At 61.4% G+C, this 22,343-nt stretch carries 18 protein-coding genes; 11 read left to right on the top strand and 7 right to left on the bottom strand.

The genetic code is table 11. The features are described 5' to 3' along the window. Position 1 precedes the first annotated feature (1 nt). From ACTX90_RS14040 to ACTX90_RS14030, 3 genes are all read left to right on the top strand, one after another. On the top strand, positions 2-2,416 hold the full coding sequence (locus ACTX90_RS14040) for a Tex family protein (protein ID WP_443442269.1): 2,415 nt from the start codon (positions 2-4) through the stop codon (positions 2,414-2,416). A gap of 144 nt (positions 2,417-2,560) precedes the next feature. Beyond that, positions 2,561-3,052, top strand: coding sequence for a ferritin (locus ACTX90_RS14035; RefSeq protein ID WP_047119984.1), 492 nt, complete (start codon positions 2,561-2,563; stop codon positions 3,050-3,052). 103 nt (positions 3,053-3,155) lie between these two features. Further along, entirely contained in the window at positions 3,156-3,869 is a 714-nt protein-coding gene (locus ACTX90_RS14030; protein ID WP_082123973.1) for an SH3 domain-containing protein, read from the top strand. A 3-nt stretch (positions 3,870-3,872) separates the two neighbouring features. On the opposite strand, the gene ACTX90_RS14025 is transcribed toward ACTX90_RS14030, so the two are convergent. Continuing rightward, a complete protein-coding gene (locus ACTX90_RS14025; RefSeq protein WP_161447340.1) occupies positions 3,873-4,538 on the bottom strand; it encodes a response regulator transcription factor in 666 nt (221 codons plus the stop codon). A gap of 463 nt (positions 4,539-5,001) precedes the next feature. Here ACTX90_RS14025 and ACTX90_RS14020 point away from each other — a divergent pair, with 463 nt between their 5' ends. The 3 genes from ACTX90_RS14020 (at position 5,002) to ACTX90_RS14010 (ending at position 10,772) form a co-directional block, all read left to right on the top strand. After that, complete coding sequence (locus ACTX90_RS14020; RefSeq protein ID WP_443442268.1) at positions 5,002-8,652, top strand: choice-of-anchor G family protein; 3,651 nt, start codon at positions 5,002-5,004, stop codon at positions 8,650-8,652. A gap of 186 nt (positions 8,653-8,838) precedes the next feature. Further along, a complete protein-coding gene (locus ACTX90_RS14015) occupies positions 8,839-9,627 on the top strand; it encodes a DUF5819 family protein (protein WP_047119979.1) in 789 nt (262 codons plus the stop codon). 2 nt (positions 9,628-9,629) lie between these two features. After that, the gene (locus tag ACTX90_RS14010; RefSeq protein ID WP_082123969.1) at positions 9,630-10,772 is read left to right on the top strand and encodes an HTTM domain-containing protein; all 1,143 of its coding nucleotides are present in this window, start codon (positions 9,630-9,632) and stop codon (positions 10,770-10,772) included. A gap of 81 nt (positions 10,773-10,853) precedes the next feature. Here the strand turns inward: ACTX90_RS14010 and ACTX90_RS14005 are convergent, their stop codons facing one another. The 3 genes from ACTX90_RS14005 to ACTX90_RS13995 form a co-directional block, all read right to left on the bottom strand. Beyond that, entirely contained in the window at positions 10,854-12,236 is a 1,383-nt protein-coding gene (locus tag ACTX90_RS14005) for an NAD-dependent succinate-semialdehyde dehydrogenase (protein WP_161447348.1), read from the bottom strand. A gap of 271 nt (positions 12,237-12,507) precedes the next feature. Further along, the gene (gene mgrA / locus ACTX90_RS14000) at positions 12,508-13,569 is read right to left on the bottom strand and encodes an L-glyceraldehyde 3-phosphate reductase (RefSeq protein ID WP_113608154.1); all 1,062 of its coding nucleotides are present in this window, start codon (positions 13,567-13,569) and stop codon (positions 12,508-12,510) included. 515 nt (positions 13,570-14,084) lie between these two features. Continuing rightward, positions 14,085-14,207: a hypothetical protein gene (locus tag ACTX90_RS13995; protein WP_272926234.1), complete on the bottom strand. Its 123-nt coding sequence runs from the start codon at positions 14,205-14,207 to the stop codon at positions 14,085-14,087. 153 nt (positions 14,208-14,360) lie between these two features. On the opposite strand from ACTX90_RS13995, the gene ACTX90_RS13990 reads away from it, so the two are divergent. Genes ACTX90_RS13990 through hrpB form a run of 3 tightly spaced genes read left to right on the top strand, consistent with a single transcriptional unit; the run spans position 14,361 to position 17,716 of the window. Beyond that, a complete protein-coding gene (locus tag ACTX90_RS13990) occupies positions 14,361-14,711 on the top strand; it encodes an alpha/beta fold hydrolase (RefSeq protein WP_443442267.1) in 351 nt (116 codons plus the stop codon). Beyond that, positions 14,712-15,146: an alpha/beta fold hydrolase gene (locus ACTX90_RS13985; protein ID WP_443442266.1), complete on the top strand. Its 435-nt coding sequence runs from the start codon at positions 14,712-14,714 to the stop codon at positions 15,144-15,146. Further along, positions 15,143-17,716: an ATP-dependent helicase HrpB gene (gene hrpB / locus ACTX90_RS13980; RefSeq protein ID WP_443442265.1), complete on the top strand. Its 2,574-nt coding sequence runs from the start codon at positions 15,143-15,145 to the stop codon at positions 17,714-17,716. The genes ACTX90_RS13985 and hrpB overlap by 4 nt, the downstream gene beginning before the upstream one ends. Positions 17,717-17,775: 59 nt before the next feature. On the opposite strand, the gene ACTX90_RS13975 is transcribed toward hrpB, so the two are convergent. Both ACTX90_RS13975 and ACTX90_RS13970 read right to left on the bottom strand, forming a co-directional pair. Then, on the bottom strand, positions 17,776-19,008 hold the full coding sequence (locus ACTX90_RS13975; protein ID WP_053798692.1) for an acyl-CoA dehydrogenase family protein: 1,233 nt from the start codon (positions 19,006-19,008) through the stop codon (positions 17,776-17,778). Between the two features lie 112 nt (positions 19,009-19,120). Continuing rightward, complete coding sequence (locus ACTX90_RS13970) at positions 19,121-19,810, bottom strand: TetR family transcriptional regulator (protein ID WP_053798691.1); 690 nt, start codon at positions 19,808-19,810, stop codon at positions 19,121-19,123. 153 nt (positions 19,811-19,963) lie between these two features. Here ACTX90_RS13970 and ACTX90_RS13965 point away from each other — a divergent pair, with 153 nt between their 5' ends. Both ACTX90_RS13965 and ACTX90_RS13960 read left to right on the top strand, forming a co-directional pair. Then, the gene (locus ACTX90_RS13965; RefSeq protein WP_113608156.1) at positions 19,964-20,398 is read left to right on the top strand and encodes a hypothetical protein; all 435 of its coding nucleotides are present in this window, start codon (positions 19,964-19,966) and stop codon (positions 20,396-20,398) included. Positions 20,399-20,499: 101 nt separating this feature from the next. Next, positions 20,500-20,739, top strand: coding sequence for a hypothetical protein (locus ACTX90_RS13960; protein ID WP_053798690.1), 240 nt, complete (start codon positions 20,500-20,502; stop codon positions 20,737-20,739). Positions 20,740-20,870: 131 nt separating this feature from the next. Here ACTX90_RS13960 and ACTX90_RS13955 read toward each other — a convergent pair whose 3' ends face one another. Beyond that, positions 20,871-22,334: an MFS transporter gene (locus ACTX90_RS13955; protein WP_047119970.1), complete on the bottom strand. Its 1,464-nt coding sequence runs from the start codon at positions 22,332-22,334 to the stop codon at positions 20,871-20,873. Positions 22,335-22,343 lie beyond the last annotated feature (9 nt).

Genomic DNA, 22,343 nt, shown 5'->3' with positions numbered 1-22,343 from the left:
GGTGAGTAGCGATCAGAAGAACAACGCAGTCAGCAATGCCACCGAACAGCGCATCATCGAGGTGCTGGCCCGGGAACTGTCCGTCGAATCGATGGTGCAGCCCTGGCAGGTCAAGGCCGCTATTGAACTGCTGGATTCCGGATCGACGGTGCCCTTCATTGCGCGCTACCGCAAGGAAGTCACCGGCATGCTCAGCGACAGCCAGCTGCGACTGCTCGAAGAACGCCTGCGCTACCTGCGCGAACTCGAAGACCGCCGCGTGGTGGTCCGCGAAGCTATTTCCGAAGCCGGCAAGCTGACCGACCAGCTCGATGCGGCCATCACCGCAGCGAGCACCAAATCCGAGCTGGAGGACATCTACCTCCCGTTCAAGTCCAAGCGCCGCACCAAGGCCCAGATTGCCCGCGAAGCCGGCCTGGAGCCGCTGGCGGACCTGCTGCTCACCAATCCGCAGACCGACCCGGCGGCCGCTGCCGCCGACTATCTCAACGCCGACGCCGGATTCCCGACAGATCTGGAGGTGCTTTCCGGAGCCCGTTCAATCGTCACCGAGCGGGTTTCCCAGGATGTCGTGCTGGCGGCAGACCTGCGAGAGCGCCTGTGGACCAACGGCAAGATCGGCGCCAGCGTCGCCGCCGGAGCCACAGCGGAAGGCCAAGGCAAGTACTCCGACTATCTGGACTACGTGGCGGACTTGGACAACCTGCCATCCCACCGCGTGCTCGCGCTGCTGCGCGGGGAACGCGACGGGGTGCTGAACCTTCAGCTGGCCGAGGCGGACCCGCGCGACGCGGAAGCCGTTGACCAGGCCCGCGCAGGCTACGAGAACGCGATCGCCGCTTCGCTGGGAATCAATGCCCCGGCTGACGCCCCGGCCGGCAAGTGGCTGGCCCAGACCGTGCGCCTGGCCTGGAAGGCCCGCCTGCTCACCCGCTTCGAATCGGATCTGCGTTCGCGCCTGTTCGAGGAAGCCGAGGACGCCTCGGTGAAGATCTTCGCCGCGAACCTGCGCGACGTGCTGCTGGCCGCACCGGCCGGCAACAAGGCAGTTCTGGGGCTGGATCCGGGACTGCGCACCGGCGTCAAGGTCGCAGTCGTGGACCTGACCGGCAAGTCCATCGAGACTGCCACCATCTACCCGCACGCACCGGCGAACAAGTGGAACGAATCGGTCGCGATCCTGACCCGGCTGGCGCAGAAGCACGGCACCACCTTGATCGCAGTGGGCAACGGCACCGCAGGGCGCGAAACCGACCGGCTGGCCGCCGAAGTCATCAAGGCACTGGGTACCGCCGAGGTCAGCAAGGTCATCGTCTCGGAGGCCGGTGCCTCGGTGTACTCGGCTTCCGAACTGGCAAGCCAGGAGCTGCCGGGCATGGACGTGTCGCTGCGCGGCGCGGTTTCCATCGCCCGCCGGTTGCAGGATCCGCTGGCTGAACTGGTCAAGATCGACCCCAAGTCCATCGGCGTGGGCCAATACCAGCACGACGTTACCGCCTCGAAGCTCGACCGCGCGCTGGACGCCGTGGTTGAGGACTGCGTGAACGCCGTGGGCGTCGACGTGAACACCGCGTCCCCGTCGCTGCTGGCCCGCGTGGCCGGCGTCGGACCGCTGCTGAGCCGCAACATCGTCGAGCACCGCAACGCCAACGGGCCCTTCGCCACGCGCAAGGACCTGCTCAAGGTGCCGCGCCTCGGCGCCAAGGCATTCGAGCAGTGCGCTGGATTCCTGCGCATCACCGGCGGCAAGGAACCGCTTGACGCCTCTTCGGTGCACCCGGAAGCCTACGACCTGGCCCGCGCACTGCAGAAGGCCGCCGCGCAGCAGGGCCGCCGCCTTGAGGAACTGAAGCCTGCGGACTTCGTCACCGAGCAGTTCGGCGAACCGACCATCCGCGACGTGGTGGCAGAGCTGCAGCGTCCGGCCCGCGACCCGCGCGGCGAATTCGTCACTGCGACGCTGAAGGAAGGCGTTGAATCAATCGGCGACGTCAAGCCGGGAATGATCATGGAAGGCACAGTCTCCAACGTGGCGGCGTTCGGCGCCTTTGTCGATCTGGGTGTGCACCAGGACGGGCTGATCCACGTGTCGGCGATGAGCACCAAGTTCATCTCGGATCCGCGCGAAGTGGTCAGCTCCGGGCAGATCGTCAAGGTCAAGGTGCTGGAGGTGGATACGGACCGCAAGCGCATCTCGTTGACCCTGCGGTTGGATGATGAGCTGCCGGCCGCCGGCGAATCCGGCAAGCCGAACGGGCCGCGCGAGCGCAGCCCGCGCGGCCACGGACAGAATTTCCGCTCCGGACAGCAGCGCTCGGGCAACCGGGGCCGGCCGAATGGCGGCAACCGGGCCGAAGCTCCTTCGGGAAACACGGCCATGGCAGAAGCCCTGCGGCGGGCGGGATTGGGCAAATAGGACGTGCATGTTCGCCTTCCCTAAGTTAGGTTAGTGCGGGCTATGTCAACCCGGGCCCAACTAGGGTTTATTGCCTAATTCCAGTACTACTAAGTGAGTCCAAACTTCGATGACAACGGTTTTAAAGCGTTCTAGTCTAAAGACATGGAACTTACAGGAAAACTGGCAGAAGCCTTCAACACGCAGGTAACCCTCGAACTGACTGCTGCAACGGTTTACCGCCAGCTGGCAGTTGAAATGGATATCATGAGCCTTCCTGGCATCGCCGGTTGGTTCCGAGCCCAGGCCGCTGAAGAAATCGTCCATGCTGAAAAGTTCATGGACCACATGACCGACCGATCGGCACACCCGAGGATCGGCGAGCAGTCGGCTCCCGTAGTCAACGTGAAATCCGTTGCGGATGCCTTCGCTGCATCCTTGGCCCACGAGCAGAAGGTCTCGGAAGCGATCCGCGAGCTGTACCGCTTGGCGCAGACCGAGGGGGATATTGACTCGCTTCCGTTGCTACACTGGTTCATCGACGAACAGGTCGAAGAAGAAGCCACGGTCTCCGAGATCCTAGACCGTGTCAACTTGATCGGAAACGACGGCAACGGACTGCTTCGCCTGGATTCCGAATTGGGCGCGCGCAAGTGAGACTAATACGCAGAAGAACCAACTTCTAAAAATGGAATAAACTTAGGGGAAGCGACATTTGTTGCTTCCCCTAAGTTTTCTTTTTGAGGTGCTCGTGAATCAGATGGGTTATTCGCAGTCAACGGCTCGTTCGTCGTCGGCATCGCGTACGCATCGAACCACGGCACCACTGAAACTGCGCAAGGGCGCAGGCCGGCACTACCTGGTGCAAAGCAATTTGGATCAGGGAACCGAGCTGACCTTGGTCAAGGTGCACGGTTCGTGGGCGCACGTCTATGTTCACAAGATTTATGGATGGGTGCCGAACATTTATCTGGAACCGATTCCGGCGGAGTTCGACGAGCCGGTGGCTACCCAGTCCGACGACGATCACGACGAACGAACCCTCTCACGCTACTCCTTGGTCGAGACGACTCACTCAACCACCGCGACCCTCAATCTGCGCAAGGGCAGCGGCACCGGATATCCGGTGCTCATGGTGATCGATCAGGGCGTCAAGGTGCGTCTGCTGCTCCAGCAGGGGCTGTGGTCCCAGATCCAATGCGGAAAGCTGCACGGCTGGGTGCCGAGCATGTATCTTCACGAGCTGCCGGCTCGACCTGCAAAGGGCGGATTGATGGCAGTTCCCAATCAGCGTGCGCTGACTACGATCGGCTTGAATGCACGCCGTGGACCGGGCGACCACTACGGTTTGGCGCGCATCCTCCAGGCGGACACCGCCGTGGTGATTGTCGCCCGACAGGGTGCCTGGCGACAGATCGACCGCGACGGTGAACAAATGTGGATCCCGGCCAGCCAGCTGCGCACTGTCTACTAGAACTCAGGCAATCTGCAGATCAGCGGACGTGATCAGGCCGGTTTCCGCCGCAATGACTGCAAGCTGCACCCGGTTTGTCACCGAAAGCTCATCCATGATGCGTGCCAGATAGAGTTTCACCGAGCCCTCACTGATGTGCACCGCACGGGAAATCTGGACATTGGTCAGACCCGCGGCAACCAGGCTGACCAGCTGCCGGTCGCGTCCGGACAATGCCCGGATAATCGTCTGGTTTTCCGTGCGCTTCTCCATGCGAACCGGGTACTCCCAGCCATCCGTTGGCGGAGCGAACAACTGGTACCCGGCGGCCACCATGCGCAGCGCACTGGGCAATTCCGTGCTGATGGAACTCTTGGAGATGATTCCTGAGCTTCCCGCATCGTAGGCCTGTGTCACTTCGTCGCGGTTGTACCTGGTAGCCAACACGACCACTTTGCTGTTTGGCGCCGCGGCTACGATTTGGCGGACGGACTTGAAAAGGCTGTCTCCGCTCAGCGAAGTCTCCAGCAGAATAATGTCTGGCTTTGTCTGCGATGCGTTCTCCAACGCTTCAGCCATCGATCCTGCAATAGATTCAACGACGATATCTCGTTCTGCTGTCAGTGCACCTACGATTCCGGCACGCGAAAAATGATCGCTGTCGGCAAGATGAACTCGAATTCCAGTCATTGGGGGCATCCTTGGCTTGGCTTCCGTCAACTCAGGCCTGCAGCATCTTGCCCCTCACGTCCCCGCGTGATCCCGTGCTGCAACTAGGTTCATTCTATGGCCAAGCAGTTAGAGGAAATAACCCCATCGGCAAATGTTAATTGTTCACTTGACCAGTTGCAGAGTGAGCCAATCCTCTTTACGAATTCTGTTAACCGGCGAGAACGCCGAAGGTACGCGCAAGCAGAGAAATAAGTTACCGCGCAGTTTATCCCATTAGTGATGGAAATTATCCAACTGGATAGAAAATATGACCTCAATCTGCCAAGAAATAGCTGAAAGAAACCTGAACGTCCATGCAGCCCAAACATAAGGTCGAGGATGGGGACTCCTTGGGGAAGCAATACGTATTTTCCGCGCGAGGTTGTTTTGCAGCGAGGCTGCCGGCACGGAAAGACAGCGTACAAACGTTCAGCCAAAAGTTATGAGGTCCGATATTGTGAATGACTCACTAAAGCCGACTCGAAATCGAAGTAGGGGCAGTAAGCCGCTCGCACTAAGTACGGCGGCGGCCGTAGTTTTTGGTTCACTTTTGTGTGCGCCAGCCGCAGTGGCGGACACTCAGGCCACAGAGAGCGAATCGGCTGCTCATGGGCACGGAATCTTTGTCGAAGGACTTGGACTGGGTGTAGCCGAAAGCGCAATTGCGAATTCGGAGTATCCGACTTCCACCGGGCCAATCGAAGCGCCGATAAGCGCTGAGCTACTTGAATCACTGAATCTGAATCTCGGTGAGCTTCAACTTCCCTTGATCAAGAAGCCTGGACAAGACACAGGTCTATTGCATCTGGGCGAACTTGGTGCGCTAGAAAGTTATGCTACTTCTCCTAATCGCACTGAATCGACAGCATCTTCAGGGATTCTGGGCAATGGAGGCGCTTTGGATCTAAGCCCGTCTCCAAGTGAAAGCGGGCCGGCCGAAATCAACTTGTCGGACTTGCTATCTCAAGTATTGTCGGAGGACTTGATCAGAGAAGTCCTCAAGGACGCCAAGATCACTACAGGTGCTGTCGGATCAACAATTACTGAAAAGCAAGGCGTTCTTGATTCCAAATACACCGTTGCTGACCTGAAAGCCAACATCGATAGCCCGCTGGTTGGTGGTTTGGTGACTGATGTTAATTCAGTTTTGGAAACTGCAATTGAGCCAATTTCAGGTTTAGTCTCTTCTGGTGGGGCTGTCGAAAAGCTAGTTGCGGGGGTCGTGGATGCTATTGACGCCATTGATGTGCCGTTGGTAGCACAGACAGATGCGAAACTAACTTCATTGTCTCTGGACACCGAACCATTGTTGACGTCGGTACGCACCAAGCTCCTATCCGAACCACTGACAAGTACCGATGGTAGCGTTTCAGTGGACTTGGACGCCGGCACGATTGACGTCAACTTGGCCCAGCTGGTGTTGGATGTTGAGGGGAAAGAAAATCTTAATAGCCTAGACGAAAACACGAAGGTCCTTTCGGGGGCCGTTGTGAATCGAATCTTGGCTGGAGTTACCGATGCGCTCATTGGCGATGGACCTAATTCCTTGATTTCCAAGGTTATCTCGATTGCTACGGAAGGTATTTATGACCTCAAGCTCGACATTGAGCTCGCGGCAAGCATCAAGGTCTTGGGCGTCATCGAGTTGGCCGATGCACCCCTCACTGTTAGTGGCACGCTAGGAGGATTCCTCGGGCAACAAAATCATGACGCACCGAAAATCGATACTAGCGGAATTGAAATTGCAGGTATACCTGTCGGCCAAATTGTTCAACCAATCGCCAACTTGCTCGGTGATCTAGTGTCATCAATTGGGCAAGCGTTAACCCCAGTAGTGAATGACGTAGTCGGGGGATTGCAGCCAAACCTGACGACGGCTCTAGAGCCAATCGTTAATCGATTACTTGATGACGCGCTGACTCCAGTATTGACGAACTTGCTGCAAATTACGATTAACGAAAAACCCGATGAAAGCGATCTTGGCGCGGATGGCAGTACAGTCCGGGCATTGGCTATTGATGTCCTTCCAAACTCGCTGAATGTAGGTGTCGACTTAGGATCTTCGTCCGTAAAGGCGGCAGACACGGAAGCGGCGGTGACGATTTCTTCTCCGACGGCTGACCAGAAGTTCACCAATGGTGATCCTGTTGCCGTGAGCGGCAAGGGTGAGCCTGGCAAGACGATTACGGTGACTGTTGACGGCGATGCCGGTACTGCCAAGTCTGTCGTTGTTGATGCGAATGGTGATTGGTCGACGTCGTTCGAGGGGCTTGAGTCGGGCGCTCATACGGTGGTTGCTACCGATGGTGATGCCGATGCTGAGAGCACTGCTGAGGTGAGCTTCGAGGTTCAGGACGCTGCTGGTGCTGATTCTGATGGTGCTGACGCTAGCGTTGATGCTGTTTCGGCTGCTGATGCCAACGCTGATGCTCAGGATGATGCTGTTTCGGCTGCTGATGCCAACGCTGATGCTCAGGCTGATGCTGTTTCGGCTGCTGACGCGAACGCTGATGCTCAGGCTGATGCTGCTTCGGCTGCTGATGCTGAGGCTGGCGCGGATACTGCTGGTGCTGACGCGAACGCTGATGCCCAGACAGATGCTGCTTCGGCTGCTGACGCCAACGCTGATGCTGAGGCTGGCGCGGATACTGCTGGTGCTGACGCGAACGCTGATGCCCAGACAGATGCTGCTTCGGCTGCTGACGCCAACGCTGATGCTGAGGCTGGCGCGGATACTGCTGGTGCTCAGGCTGATGCTGCTTCGGCTGCTGACGCCAACGCTGATGCTGAGGCTGGCGCGGATACTGCTGATGCTCAGGCTGATGCTGCTTCGGCTGCTGACGCTGAAACGGGTGCTGATTCTGCTGGTGCTGACTCCAGCGTCGAGGCCAATGTTGATGCAAACGTAGACGCTGAGGCTGGTGCTGAGGCTGATGCTGCTTCGGCTGCTGATGCTGAGGCTGGCGCGGATACTGCTGGTGCTGACGCGAACGCTGATGCCCAGACAGATGCTGCTTCGGCTGCTGACGCCAACGCTGATGCTGAGGCTGGCGCGGATACTGCTGGTGCTCAGGCTGATGCTGCTTCGGCTGCTGACGCCAACGCTGATGCTGAGGCTGGCGCGGATACTGCTGATGCTCAGGCTGATGCTGCTTCGGCTGCTGACGCTGAAACGGGTGTTGATTCTGCTGGTGCTGACTCCAGCGTCGAGGCCAATGTTGATGCAAACGTAGACGCTGAGGCTGGTGCTGAGGCTGATGCTCAGGCTGATGCTGCTTCGGCTGCTGACGCCAACGCTGATGCCAACGCTGATGCCAACGCTGATGCCAATGCTGATTCTGCTGGTGCTGATGCCCAGGCAGATGCTGCTTCGGCTGCTGACGCCAACTCTGACGCCCAGTCCGAAGCTGATGGCGATACGGACGGAAATTACGAGCCGGTTGGCATCACCTCGCCGAAGGAGAACTCTGAGGTTGAGGGTCCAAGCATTGTGATTTCTGGAGTCTCGGATCCTAACGCCAAGGTAACCGTTACCGTTGCCCGCGTATCTGAAGGCGCAGCAGCCAAGGCCGCTTTGACTGATCCGCAGCAACAGATTGATGCTGACGACCAGGGGAACTGGTCCGTTACGGTTGCCGGTGTGGAAGCAGGCAAGTACACGGCTCACGCAGCTGATGGCCGTACCGAAGACACGACGACCTTCGTTGTCTACGATCCGTCTGCGGAAAGTGACAGCGACTCGTCGGCTACTGAGGGTGGCAGTGATTCGTCGGCTACTGAGGGTGGCAGTGATTCGTCGGCTACTGAGGGTGGCAGTGATTCGTCGGCTACTGAGGGTGGCAGTGATTCGTCGGCTACTGAGGGTGGCAGTGATTCGTCGGCTACTGAAGGTGCCAGCGACTCATCGTCCACCGAAGCCAACGCGTCGGCCGATGGAAAGGACGACGACTCCTCGTCCAAGCATGATTCCGACGGCAAGAAGGACGAGCTGGCTGACACTGGTGCCAATGGCGTATTGATTGCGGCAGGTGCTGCACTCATGCTTGCCCTGGCCGGTGCGGGTATCTTGTTCGCACGCCGCAAGAAAGCATAGCAGCGTCATGACGCGAGCTTGACGATAAGCCGGGTTGACCTCGTGAGCAACCCGGCTTATCAAGCGCCGGATGCCAGCAGTCAAGAGACTGTTGGCATCCGGCTTCACGACTTTGTACTTCCCCGATTGGCTGGGGCAGCTTTTCGCTTCCACCCAACCGGATTCCCGAACTGACAGGACAGGGATATGACCGAAACTGACAGCAAGCCCAAGATCAAAAAGCGACCCATGTGGCTTCGCCTAGTGGCGGTTGCCTGCGTAGGACTGACGGCATGGCATGTTTTTGCGACATTCCTCTGGGTTTCGCCCTCAAGCGAGTTGCGCAACGCTGTGCCCGGCAATGCACTCCGGGCTTACATGCAGCCGATGTTCGGACAGAGCTGGTCAGTTTTCGCTCCTAAGCCGATTGATGGAGACTATTCATTCGAAGTCCGCGCCACGTTGGAAGATGCCGATGGAAAGGGCGAAGCGACGCAATGGGTGGATGCGGTCAATTTGGAAATGGACATGATCCATCACAATCCCTTCCCGCCACGGGCGTCACTTGCTGGCAACCAGCTTGCCAGCGATTATCGGAACAGATGGCAGAAACTGAACGACGAGCAGAAAGATGTTGTCGAACTCGGTTATTTCAAAGGTGACGACTGGTCCAACCGACTTGATGAAGAATTAGTCGAGCGTGCTGCCCAGAGCGCTAGCTCGCAAAAGAATACCAAGTCGTTCATCGAATCAGAACGCGTAGCCAGTGCCTACGCTACGCAAGTCGCCAAATCCCTGTGGGGGCAAGATGTCAGCTCGGTGCAATTCCGTGCCGGGCGTCAGGGAGTGATCCCATTCGAGCAGCGCAACGACCCGGACGCACAGCGGCCTGATGCTGTGACCATCGACTCCGGCTGGCGTGGACTGACAGTTATCGAGGACCAGAACGAACAGAACTTTGCCGAAGTCTTCAACTCACTGGAAGGCGTGCAATAAGCATGGCAGGAAAATCGAACCTCGTTGCTCCCCTGGCGCGGGTCTGGTCCGCATTCTGGAAGGAAGGGCCAGCACATTTGGCACAAGCCGCCAAGGGCGTGATCGCCACGATTGACGGTTGGCTCTTGGACAGTAAACACGCGATGTACGGTATCGCCGTTGCACGAATGATTTTTGCAGCCGCTGCACTCGGTCTTCTACTGACCAACTTCAGCACGCGCCACTACACCTACGGTAGCGGTGCGGCCTGGAGCGGTCAGCTGGAGGAAGCCAACGGTAGTTTCGCAGGGAATCCGCTGTTCGAGCTATTTTTCAGTATTGCGCATAATGATGCAGCAGTTACCGTCTACTTCCTGATGCTGATGGTGCTCGCTTCCGCCCTGCTTGTCGGATATCGGGCCAGACTCGTTCTGCCGGTTTTCCTGGTTCTCTGGATCGGTTTGATCGAGACTCCGTACTTCGGCGGCGACCAGGGAGACAACGCACTGCGTATCGCTTTGTTCCTGATGCTGTTTACCGACCATTCGGCGCGTTGGTCATTCGATGCCCGCCGCCGTGGACGCAACGCGAACTCGACGGGTACAATTCCCGCCAAACTGTGGCGGGGCACGCGAATCCTGCCTGCTGGCTTGACCAACTTGTGGCACAACTTGGCCTTGGTTGCTTTGGCCTGCCAGGTGTTCATGATCTATGTTTCCGGCGCCTTGTTCAAGGCCGGCGGCGAACCATGGCAGAACGGAACGGCCATTTACGGCCCCCTGCACACCATGAGGTTCGGGCCATGGCCCGAGCTGAGCGAACTGATCACAACCTTCGGCTGGGTCGTGGCGCTGGGAAGCATTGGATCAGTGATGCTCCAAGTCTGCTTCCCCGGTGCATTGCTGTTCAGATGGACCCGGATTCCGGTCCTGTTTGCGATGATCTCATTCCATGCAGGCATCGCGATTCTGATGGGCCTGCCCTGGTTCTCGTTGGCCATGGTAGGTATCGATGCGATCTTCATTCGTGATGTCACCTGGGAGCGCATGGCCAACTGGGTTAAGCGTTCGGCACACGCCGTCGAAGAAGCACCGCCGATGCCTGTTCTAGACGAACTGGTCGACACCGGGGACCGGGAAACCGAGCGAATCACCGTTGGCGTCTAAGAAAACAAAGCTGGCACAAATTAAGACTGGCACAACTAAGGGGAAGCACCTGATGGTGCTTCCCCTTAGTTGATTAGACGATTACTCGCCTACGTAGAACAGGCGCTTGTTGACGAACTCTTCCATGCCCAGCGGGCCGAGCTCGCGGCCGAAGCCCGAGCGCTTGACTCCGCCGAATGGCATTTCAGCGCCTTCTGCGCTGGCGGCGTTGACGTTGGACATGCCGACCTGCAGCTTCTGGGCAACCTTTGCGGCGCGGGCTTCGTCGGTGGAGTGCACCGATCCGCCCAGGCCGTAGATGGTGTCGTTGGCCAGCTCTGCAGCTTCCTCGTCGCTGGTGACCTTGTAGACCACTGCGACCGGGCCGAACAGCTCCTCGTAGTAGGCGCGCATTTCCTTGGTGACACCGGTGAGCACGGCAGGGGAGTAGTACGCCGAAGGACCGTCATGCAGCACACCGCCGGCATGCAGGGTTGCGCCCTTGGAAACTGCGTCCTGAACCTGTGCGTGCAGGTCTTCTGCGGCCTTGCGCGAGGACATCGGCGCGAACGATCCGTCCTCTTCCTTCATCGGGTCGCCGGGCTTCAGGCCCTCGGCACGCTTGGTCAGCTCGGAGACGAACTCGTCGTAGATGTCATCCATGACGATCATGCGCTTGTTCGAATTGCATGCCTGGCCGGTGTTGTCGATGCGGAAGCCCCATGCGGCTTCGGCGATCCCGGACACGTCATCCGAATCCAGAACCACGAATGGATCCGAACCACCGAGCTCCAGCACTGCCTTCTTCAGGTTGCGGCCTGCCTGCTCGCCGATGATGGCGCCTGCGCGCTCCGAACCGGTCAGGGAAACACCCTGGATACGGCTGTCGGCGATGATGGTGGAGATCTGGTCGTGGGTGGCGAACACGTTGTTGTACACGCCTGCCGGAACGCCTGCTTCATCCATGATTTCCTGGATGGCCAGAGCTGAACGTGGGCAGGACTCTGCGTGCTTCAGCAGAATGGTGTTGCCCAGCATCAGGTTCGGAGCGGCGAAGCGTGCGACCTGGTACAGCGGGAAGTTCCATGGCATGATGCCCAGCAGCGGGCCTACGGGCAGCTTCTGGACGATGGCCTTGCCGCCGGAGAAGGACTTGATCTCCTGGTCCGCCGCGAGGGTCGGGCCCTCGGAAGCGAAGTATTCGAAGATCTCCTGGCAGAACTGGGCCTCGCCCACTGCCTCGGACAGTGGCTTGCCCATCTCGGTGGTCATGATCTTGCCCAGTTCCTCCGCGCGCTCGGCGAAGAGCGCACCGACCTTGGAAACGATCTTGGCGCGCTCGTTGATGTCAACGTCCTGCCAGGACTCGTATGCGGACTGCGCGGAGGCTAGTGCCTGCTCGATCTGCTCATCGGTGGCAACGTCGAATTCCTCGACTACCTCGCCGGTCGCCGGGTTCAAGACCTTGTAGGTTGGGGCGCTCATCGATGCTCCTGTCTTTGTGCATGTTGGTCGGTTTTACGCGAACGTAGCTGGTTGTTATTGAACTATAACCAATAAATGAATGTAATTCACTTCATATCGCGTCCACTCTGAGCTTATCCATACAATGCAGAATCTGCCAGCATGGAATCGCTGCGCTAAACGAACTTTCACTAGGAAGTGTTGGAGAGACAGAAAATGCCGCACTGCCTGGAAAATTCTCCAGACCAGTGCGACACTTTCAGATCACCATGCGGGTTCGCGCAGTCCTCATTTAGCCGATGGCGGAGCTGCGCCACCAGTCGATGCCTGCATCGCCCTGCGCGATCTGCGCGATTTCGTCCAGCTCGGCCTGCGTGAAATCGACGTTCTTCAATGCGCCGAGGTTCTCGTCCAGCTGCTTGGTGGAGGAAGCTCCGATCAGCACCGAGGTCGCGGCTCCGTCGCGCAGCAGCCAGGCGATGGCCATCTGGGCCAGCGACTGGCCGCGGCGCTGCGCCACGTCGTTCAGGCGGCGGATCTTGGTCAGGTTCTCATCGGTCAGCTGCTCGGTCAGCGCCCGGCGGCCGCCTTGGCGCTCGACGTCGGTCGTGGTCAGGTACTTGTCGGTCAGCAGCCCCTGCGCCAGCGGGGTGAAGGCGATGGCTCCCATGTTCTCTTCTGCCAGCGTTTGCAGCAGACCGTGCTCCACCCATGGGTTCAGGATGTTGTAGGACGGCTGGTGGATCACTAGCGGGGTCCCCAGATCCTTCGCGATCGCCTTGGCCTGGGCCGTGCGCTCGGCCGAGTAGGACGAAATGCCGACGTACAGCGCTTTGCCGGAACGTACCAGCGTATCCAGCGCCCCGATGGTTTCCTCAAGTGGCGTCTTCGGATCGAAGCGGTGGGAATAGAAGATATCCACGTAGTCCAGACCCAGTTTCTCCAGCGAGGCGTCGCAGGAGGCGATCAGGTACTTGCGTGATCCCAGGGTTCCGAAGGGGCCGGCCCACATGTCCCAACCGGCCTTGGAAGAGATGACCAGTTCGTTGCGGTAAGGCTTGAAGTCCTTGCGCAGCATGCGTCCGAAGTTCTCCTCGGCAGCCCCCGCCGGCGGACCGTAGTTATTGGCCAGGTCGAAGTGCGTGATTCCGTGGTCGAACGCATGACGCAGGATCTCGCGCTGCGAATCAAAAGTCCGGTTGTCGCCGAAGTTCCACCACAGACCGAGGGAGAGGGGTGGGAGCATGAGGCCCGAATCGCCGACGCGGCGGTATCCGAAGTGCTCGTAGCGGTCAGCCGCGGCCACATAGGGGCGGTGGGTGTCGTTCACGGGGTTGACGATCTCGTATTCCATGAAAAACCTTTCTGCCGGCTGAAGCCGATCAGTGCGATGGAGAAATCTCTCTGCTCCACCATATGTCAGATTTTTGAGACATTTCTGGGTGGAAACCGAATCGCTCGGAAGGAATGTGGAGATGAGCGGACCCACCGCCTGCGCGTGGCATGCGATGGGCCCTGCGATACGAAAGCTTGGGGGTGCTTCCGTATCCCGCAACTGCATGGTTTATGGGGGTACCATGCAGCCACGGCCGGCTTAGCCGGTTCTTGAAGTCTATCTTTGTGCAGATCAGCTAGGGCTTTATGACAACCAAGAGTGGCTGGTGGACCGATGATTCTAACCAGTTGGCTATTGGTTCGGGGCTGGTTGCCGGATTAAATGAAGAACCGATCTGTCAGGCCAAGGAGGTAACGCCTGCACAGATCGGTTCTTCCAGATCACTCGCACCTTGAGAAGGTAGTACCAAGACTAGGAGCGAAGGCTTGAGATAACCTGAGAGTCGCGTGTGCGACAGCTTGAACGATTGGTGCCTAGTAATTCGAGGGTGGGTCGGAGGCCGGGAATGACTCGTCTTCCCATTCCTCGACCAGCTGCTCGTCATGCTCGTCGTGCAGCTTCTTCTCGAGATCCTCTCCATTGGGTTGCTCGCTCATGTCATTCCCCTTTCATAGCTCTCAACGCGTGGCCGGCAAATGGCCAAGCCACTGTAACCTCAGTGTTCTCCTTCTAGCCCAGGTTGTCGAGGGCTGGGAAGGACAGGCGATTTCCTTCGGAGGAAAGGAAGGGATTTAATCGAGGGTATGCCGATGATCAAGAACCCCGCTGACGGTGCAGAAATCTTCTTCGACGACGATGCTTCCGATGGCGAGCCGATCCTGTACCTGCACGGTTCCGCCCTTTCGCGATCCATCTGGCGCGGTCTGGGCTACACCAAGACCTTGGGCGCGGGTCATCGCAACATCCGGATGGACCTGCGCGGCCACGGCCGCTCCTCCAAGTCCCACGACGTCGCCGACTACACGATGGAAAAGGTTATGGGGGACATCCATGCGCTCCTGGACCATCTCGGCCTGGAATCCGTCCACGTGGTCGGGTACTCGTTCGGCGCGCGCACCGGGCTGCATCTGGCGATGACCTCTCCGGCCTCGGTGCTGTAGTTGATCATGCTCGGCGGCACCTTCGAAATCACCCCGGGCGAAATCGGCAAGCTCTTTTTCCCCGGCTACCTTCAAGTGCTGCGCGACGGAGACATTGAAGGCTTCGTCACCGGCCAGGAAACGCGCGGACGCCTGGATCCCGCCACCCGGATGGCGTTCAAGTCCAACGACCCGCTGGCCCTGGCCGCCTACTACGAGGCGGCGGAAACGGTCCAGAACGTCGAGCTGGCCGAGCTGGCCCAGATCCGCGTCCCTACCCTGCTGCTGATTGGCACCCGCGACCAGCCGCGCTTCGACCAGAACAAGATCATGGCCCACACGTTGCCTAACGCGCGCATGGTCGCCCTGCCCGGGCGCACCCACGGCAGCACGCTGTTCCCCATCGAACCGGTGGTCCAAGCCATCGAGTCCTTCTGGAACGGCCGACGGCGATGAGTTCCGCGCTGTTCGACCTCGACGCGGTCTCCCGCGGCCTGGCCTTCGGCCCGAGCCGCCACGAGCTGTTCAACAGCGTCAAGGCCGACCCGGCCCAGCCGCTGGTGATCCAGGCACCGCCGGGATCCGGCAAAACGACCATCGTGCCGCCCACCGCGGCCAATGCGCTGGCAGGCCGCGGGCTTGATGGACGGGTCGTCGTCACCCAGCCGCGCCGCGTGGCAGCACGCGCCGCGGCCCGGCGCCTGGCGCAGCTCGACGGCTCCAAGCTCGGGGACCGGGTGGGCTTCTCCGTGCGCGGCGAACGCATGCTCAGCGACCGCACCAAGATCGAATTCGCCACCGCGGGCCTGATGCTGCGCCGCCTGCTGGCGGACCCGGACCTGGATGGCGTCAGCGCGCTGATCATCGACGAGGTCCACGAGCGCTCCATTGACACAGACCTGCTGCTGGCCATGGCCAACCAGGTCTCCGAACTGCGCGACGACCTGAGCTTGGTGGTCATGAGCGCCACCCTGCACGCGCAGGAGCTCTCCCAGCTGCTCGCCCGGGACGCCCCGGCACCGGTGCTCAGCGCCCAGAGCGCCCAGTTCCCGGTCCAGGAACTGTTCGATAGCTTCTCCGGCCAGCGCAATACCGAGCGCGGGCTCTCCCACGACTACCTGAGGCATGTGGCCCGCAGCGCGCTCAAGCACTCCGAGCTGGCTAACCGCGCTGCCGGGCAGCCGGTGGACACCCTGGTGTTCCTGCCCGGCGCCGGGGAGGTGCAGCGGGTCTGCTCGTACCTCGAAGCCTCCGGCGCGCGCAGCTTCGCGCTGCACTCGCAGATCTCTTCCCGCGAGCAGGACTCGATCCTCGGCGTCCCCGACGTTGCGGAACCTGCGCGCATCATCGTGTCCACCTCCATCGCCGAATCCTCGGTGACCGTGCCGCGGGTGCACCTGGTGGTGGATGCAGGCTACTCCCGGGAACCGCGCCGTGACGAAGGCCGCGGTTTCAGCGGCCTGGTCACTGTGGTGTCAAGCCGTGCCGCCGCCACCCAACGGGCCGGCCGCGCCGGACGCCTGGGACCCGGCACGGTGGTGCGCACCCTGGATGCGAAGTCCTTCGCCGCGGCCCCGGCGCACTCGACCCCCGAGATCCGCACCGCGGACCTGGTGGACGCCGGGCTGACCCTGGCCGCCTGGGGAGCTCCACGCGGGGAAGGACTGTCCATGTGGGAGCAACCTCCGGCCGCGACCATGCGCGCCGACCAGCGGGTGCTCCACGCGCTGGACGCCGTGGACGAATCCGGCCGGATCACCGCGCTGGGCGAACGCATGTCCAAGATCCCCACCGATCCCCGTACCGCCAGGGCGCTGCTGGAAGGCACCGCGCGCTTCGGCGCGAAGGCCGCCGCAGAGGTGGTCGCGATGCTGGCGGGATCCGAACGGGTGGCCAGCGCCGACCTCGGCGAGCTGCTCGCGGCGCTGCGGCGCACCTCCCACCCCGGGCACCGCAGTTGGGCCCGGGAGGCCAAGCGGCTGGCCGCGCTGGCCCCGGCAGGGAAAGACGGCAACGCGGCCCGGCCGCAGGCGGCGGCGGACGCCGTGGCTGGGATCTGCGCACTGGCCTATCCGCAGTGGATCGCGCGCCGCATGGGGCCGGCCGAATACCTGCTGGCCTCCGGCACCAGGGCCTCGCTGCCGCGCGGCAGCCATCTGGAGCATTTCGAATACCTGGCGGTGGCCGAGGTCTCCCGCACCGGCGGGGGAGCGATGATCCGCAAGGCCGCGGGCATCGACTTCGATACGGCCTGCGAGCTGCTGCCGCAAATGCACCGGATCCGCGACACCGCGCAGCTGCTCGACGGCAGGATCAGCGCCCGCAGGATCGAGTCCTTCGGCGAGATCGAACTGTCTTCCAAGCCGATCAAGGTGACCGGGGAGCTGGGGCTGCAGGCGGCGCAGGCAGCGCTCGCCGAACAGGGCCTGGCGGTGTTCGGGACGCAAGAAGGTTTCGAGGCGCTGCGCCGGCGGATGGCGGTGGCGCACCGGCTGCTGGGCGAGCCCTTCGCCCCGATGGACGAGGCCTCGCTGATCGCCCGCGCCGAGGACTGGCTGACCCCGGCGCTGCGCCAGCTGGCCGCCGGCAAGAGCGCGGCGAAGATCGAGCTGCATTCCGCGCTGCGCACGCTGTTGCCCTGGGAGCACGCCCACGACTTCGATGAGCTGGTGCCGCAGCGCCTGCAGGTGCCCTCCGGATCGCGGATCACCGTGGCCTACCCGCCGGTGGGCGACGCCGGACCGGCGGTGGTCTCGGTGAAGCTGCAGGAATGCTTCGGGATGGAGAAGTCGCCCAAGCTGGTGCGCCAGAAGCTGCCGGTGCAGTTCCACCTGCTCTCGCCCGCGGGACGGCCGCTGGCGGTCACCGACGACCTGGTCAGCTTCTTCAACGGCCCCTATGCGCAGGTCCGCTCCGAAATGCGTGGGCGCTATCCGCGCCACCCCTGGCCGGAGAACCCCTGGGAGCACGTGGCGACCGCGTCGACCAAGAACAGGCTGAAGCGCGAGGCCGGAGGCAACGCTTAAAGCGAGCCGGGCCCCGCGCGAGGTGCGCGGAGCCCGGAAACCGGTGTGCCGTAGGCGGCTTAGGCGAAGGCGGAGATGCCGGTGATGTCGCGGCCCATGATCAGGGCCTGGACGGTCTCGGTGCCTTCGTAGGTGTGGATTGCCTCCACATCGGCGAAGTGGCGCGCCACGCGGTTGCTGGTCAGGATGCCGTTGCCGCCCAGCAGGTCCCGGGCGTTGGAGGCGATCGATCGCGCGGTGCGGGTCGCGGTGTATTTGGCCAGCGAAGCCTGCGGGCCGGTCAGCTCGCCGGATGCTTCGCGCTTGGTGGCCTGCATGACCAGCAGCTGGATGGTGGCCAGCTCGGACTGCATGCGCGCCAGGCGCTCCTGCACGATCTGGCTGGCGGCCAGCGGGCGGCCGAACTGGATGCGCTGCTTGGCGTAGTTCACCGCGCTTTCGTAGCAGGCCGTGGCGTGCCCCACGGCGGCCCAGGCGACACCCAGGCGGGTCGCGAACAGCACGCGCGAGGTGTCCTTGAAGCTCTTGGCCTCGGGCAGCACGTCCTCGTCGGGGACGAAGACCTCGTCCATGCGGATGTGCGCCTGCCAGATGGCGCGCAGAGAGAGCTTGTTCTCGATGTTGGCGGCCTGGTATCCCTCGGCCTCCTGGTGGACAATGAAGCCGCGGACCTTGCCCTCCTCGTCGCGGGCCCACACGATGGACACCCCGCCGATGGAGCCGTTGCCGATCCACTTCTTTTCGCCGCTCAGGGCGTAGCCGCCCTCGACCTTGCGCGCTGCGGTCTCCAGCGACACCGAGTCCGAACCATGGGTCGGCTCGGTCAGCGCGAAGGCGCCGGGCAGCTCGCCGGCGAGCATCGGCATGCCGTACTTGGCGATCTGCTCCGGGCTGCCGCAGTAGATGACCGAACGCAGGGCCAGGCCGCCCTGCACGCCGATGATCGTGGCAACCGAGCCGTCGCCGCGGGCCATCTCCATATTGATCAGGCCAGCGGCCAGCGGGCTCATCTCCTGGCGGCCCTCGATCGCCAGGCCGTCGCGCAGCAGATCGGCGTCGCCCAGCTTCTTGACCAGGTGCAGCGGGTAGTCGGCCTTGTCCCAGTACTCGTGGATGTCGTCCTTGACCTCGTCGAGCACGAACTTGCGGGCCTTGGCGCGCCAGGCCGCGTCAGCCTCGGACAGCTCGGAGAAGATGCCGGTGGGATCGATGTTGACCCCGTCTGACCACAGGTCGTATTGCGGCTCGGTGACTCCGGAAGGGAAGGCGAAACCGGTCTGCTGCTGGGTCATGTGGGCGCTCCTTAGGGGCCTGGGAGAAAATGTTCTACCTCAAGCGTAGTGGAACGCAGTGTCATGTCAAGATACTAGGTTTCAAATGTGGTGTGTTGCGTCGGAGACGAGGTCAGTGCTGGCGTTCTCGCAGGGCCTTGGCGACGGCGTCCAGGATCGACTGCTCGTCCGCGCCGGCGGGCAGCACTGAAACCACCACGCTCGGGGCGGGGCTGGCTGGTTTGCGCAATTCGTCGTTCGGATTGAGCACGTCGGAGAAGCGTTCAAGGAAGATCAAAACGTCGTGGGCGAGCTTCGTGCGGTCGGTGCTGTGCGGCTCGCGCAGCCACATGCGCAGGTGGTCGTTGTGGATCGCCACCAGGCCGGCGCTGATCCCCAGTCCCAGGGCGTGGGCGGCCGGGGTGGACACCAGATCGCGGCGGGCCAGGAACTGGTAGAACGCCCGTTCGTAGCGATGCGTGGATACCAGTTCGCGCTCGCGCAGCGAAGGCACCGAGGACAGCAGCTTGTGGCGCAATTGGGCGGCCTCCGGATTGGCCGTGTACTGGTCGAAAACCACGTGCGCGGCATCGATCAGCGTCTGCGTGGCATCCACGGAGGACGCGGCAAGGGTCGTTTCGACATGCGTGATGATCATTTCCTGATCCGCGAACACCATGTTCTCCTTGGAGCCGAAACGGCGGAAAAAGGTTGAACGCGAGATTCCCGCCGCGGTCGCCAACTCGTCGACACTCGTGGCATCGAAGCCTTGGGTGATCAGCAGATTCAGGGCGGCGGAAGGCACGGCGGAGGAGGGGATCATGATTCAAAAATCTAGCATGATTCCCGCAGCGGGATTCTTGCCCTTGGCTGAAAACGACACGCAAAAGATTGTGAACACCCAAGTCGATGACTACGCTGAGCAACAAGGCAACCCGTTCGGGCGGCCAATGACGAACCTAAGGAATGAGGCCCCATGGGAATCTCGATCGCAAACGCAGCGCTACGTTTGGTCAGTGGCGCATTCATTCTCAATAGCGGCATCAACAAGCTGCGTCTGGACGAGGCCAGCGCCGCAGGCCTGCAGCAGATGGCGGCCAACGGCGTCCCGCAGCTGGGCGAAATGGAGCCGGCGGCCTTTGGCAAGATGCTCTCGATCGGAGAGATCTCGCTGGGCAGCGCGCTGCTGTTGCCGCTGATTCCTTCGCGGCTCGCCGGCCTGGGGCTGGGAGCGTTCTCCGGAGTCATCCTGGCTTCCTATCTGCGCACCCCGGGGCTCACCGAATCCGACGGCATCCGCCCGACCCAGGACGGCACGGCCCTCGCCAAGGACGTCTGGCTTGCGGGCATGGCAGTGGCGCTGATTTTCGGGCGTCGTTCGACCAAGAAGGCCAAGAACAAGAAGAAGTAATTCGCCAAAGTTCTTGGGTGCCCCGGAGCGACAGCATAAGTTGATACTTGGGCTACTAATTTTCCGTGGTCACAACCGATTCTAGTGATGAGGAGAGTTGCATGGGTTTCTTGGATGATGCGAAGAAGAAGCTGGGCGAGGCCGTCGAGAACGTGAAGGAATTCGCGGAGGACGCTGCGGAGAACGTGAAGGAGTTCGCCGAGGACGCGACGGAAAATGTCAAGGAGTTCGCCGCCGGCGCCACCGAGAACGTCAAGGAGTTCGCCGCCGACGCGCAGGAGAAGATCGGCGAGAAAGTCGAGGAATTCAAGGGCGGCAACAAGCCGAACGGCGAAGCCTGAACCTGTTTTTCGGCATTGTCCTGATCAAATTTTTTGATCAGGAATCGAGCAGAACATACTGCCCCTGGCCACGAGTACGAACTCGTGTCCAGGGGCGGTGTGCGTGAAGCGAGGTTTAGCCAGCCGGGGCGTTATCCGCGCAGCTTCCTCTCCGACGGATGCGACTTGAAGAAGAGCACCGAGAAGATCGCGGCCAGTGCCACGATGCCAGGCAGCATCAGCGCCTGGCCCAGCCCGACCGAGGTGGCTTCGAAGATCGCGGACTGGTCGGCGGGCTGATTCAGTTCACCGATCTGCGCGGTGATCCTCGAATCCATCATGAACGCGATCAGCGCCGATCCCAGCACCGAACCGATCTGCCTGGTCGTGTTGTAGATGCCGGAGCCTGCGCCCGCATCGACGGCGGTCAGGTCCCGGGTGGCGGCCAGCGAGAGCGAAGGCCAGATCATGGCCGAGCCGAAGCCCTGGATCGCGGAAGGAATCAGCAGCAGCCATAGCGGAATATCGGCGTGCATCATCAACGCGTAGGCGATGGTCCCGCCGCCCATCAGGAAGAAGCCTGGCAGGGCGAAGGTACGCGGGTTGAACTTGTTGATGTGCTTGCCGATCATCGGCGCCATGATGATGCCTACCACGGCCATGGGGGAGATCATCAGCGCGGACTCGGTCGGGGTCAGTCCGCGGACTTCCTGGAGGAAGAACACCATGGGCAGGCTGATGGTGGCGATCGCCAGGCCCATGAAGGTGATCGCGATATTCGCCAGCGAGAAGTTGCGCACCGTGAACAGGCGCAGCGGGACCAGCGGCTCGGCCTTGGTCTTGGACTGCCACCAGACGAACAGCGCCATCATCAGGATGCCGAAGATGATCAGGTGCCAGGCGCTGATCGGGCCGATGAACGGCTCCCAGTTGGTCGCGTCGCCTTCCTGGATGCCGTAGACGAGGCTGAACATGCCGATGGCGGACAGCGCCACGCCGATCCAGTCGAAGGAGTGCGCCTGCGGCTTGAGCTTGGGCACGAACTTGAACACCATGGCGATGCTGACCACGGCGATCGGGATGTTGATGAAGAAGATCCATTCCCAGCCGGCCGAGTCGACCAGCAGGCCGCCGGCGATCGGTCCGACCAGCGAGGCGATGCCGGCCACCGCGCCCCACACTCCCATGGCCGCTCCGCGGTGGGCATAGGGGAACAGGCGGGTGATCATGGTCATGGACTGCGGCGAGATCAGGGCGGCGCCCAGCCCCTGGACGGCGCGGGCCAGGATCAGTGAGGCCAGCGACGTGGACAGGCCGCTCCACAGCGAGGCGATGGTGAAGATGACCATGCCCAGCAGGTAGATGTTGCGCGGGCCGAAGCGGTCGCCCAGCCGCCCGGTGACCAGCAGCGGCACCGCAAAGGTCAGCAGGTAGGCGCTGTTGATCCACAGGATGCTGGAGATGTCGGAGTCCAGGTCCTCCATGATCGCCGGCATGGCCGTATGGACGATGGTGGTGTCGAGAAGGATCATGAAGAAGCCGATGACCAGCGCCCAGAGGGCGTTCCACGCGGCTTTCTTGTTGAATTCAGTGGGGGTGTTCGCTGTTTGTGGCACTGGTCAAGA

The sequence above is a fragment of the Glutamicibacter soli genome (assembly GCF_052322135.1).
Classification (GTDB): domain Bacteria; phylum Actinomycetota; class Actinomycetes; order Actinomycetales; family Micrococcaceae; genus Glutamicibacter; species Glutamicibacter soli.
This window is presented reverse-complemented; position numbering and strand designations above follow the sequence as displayed.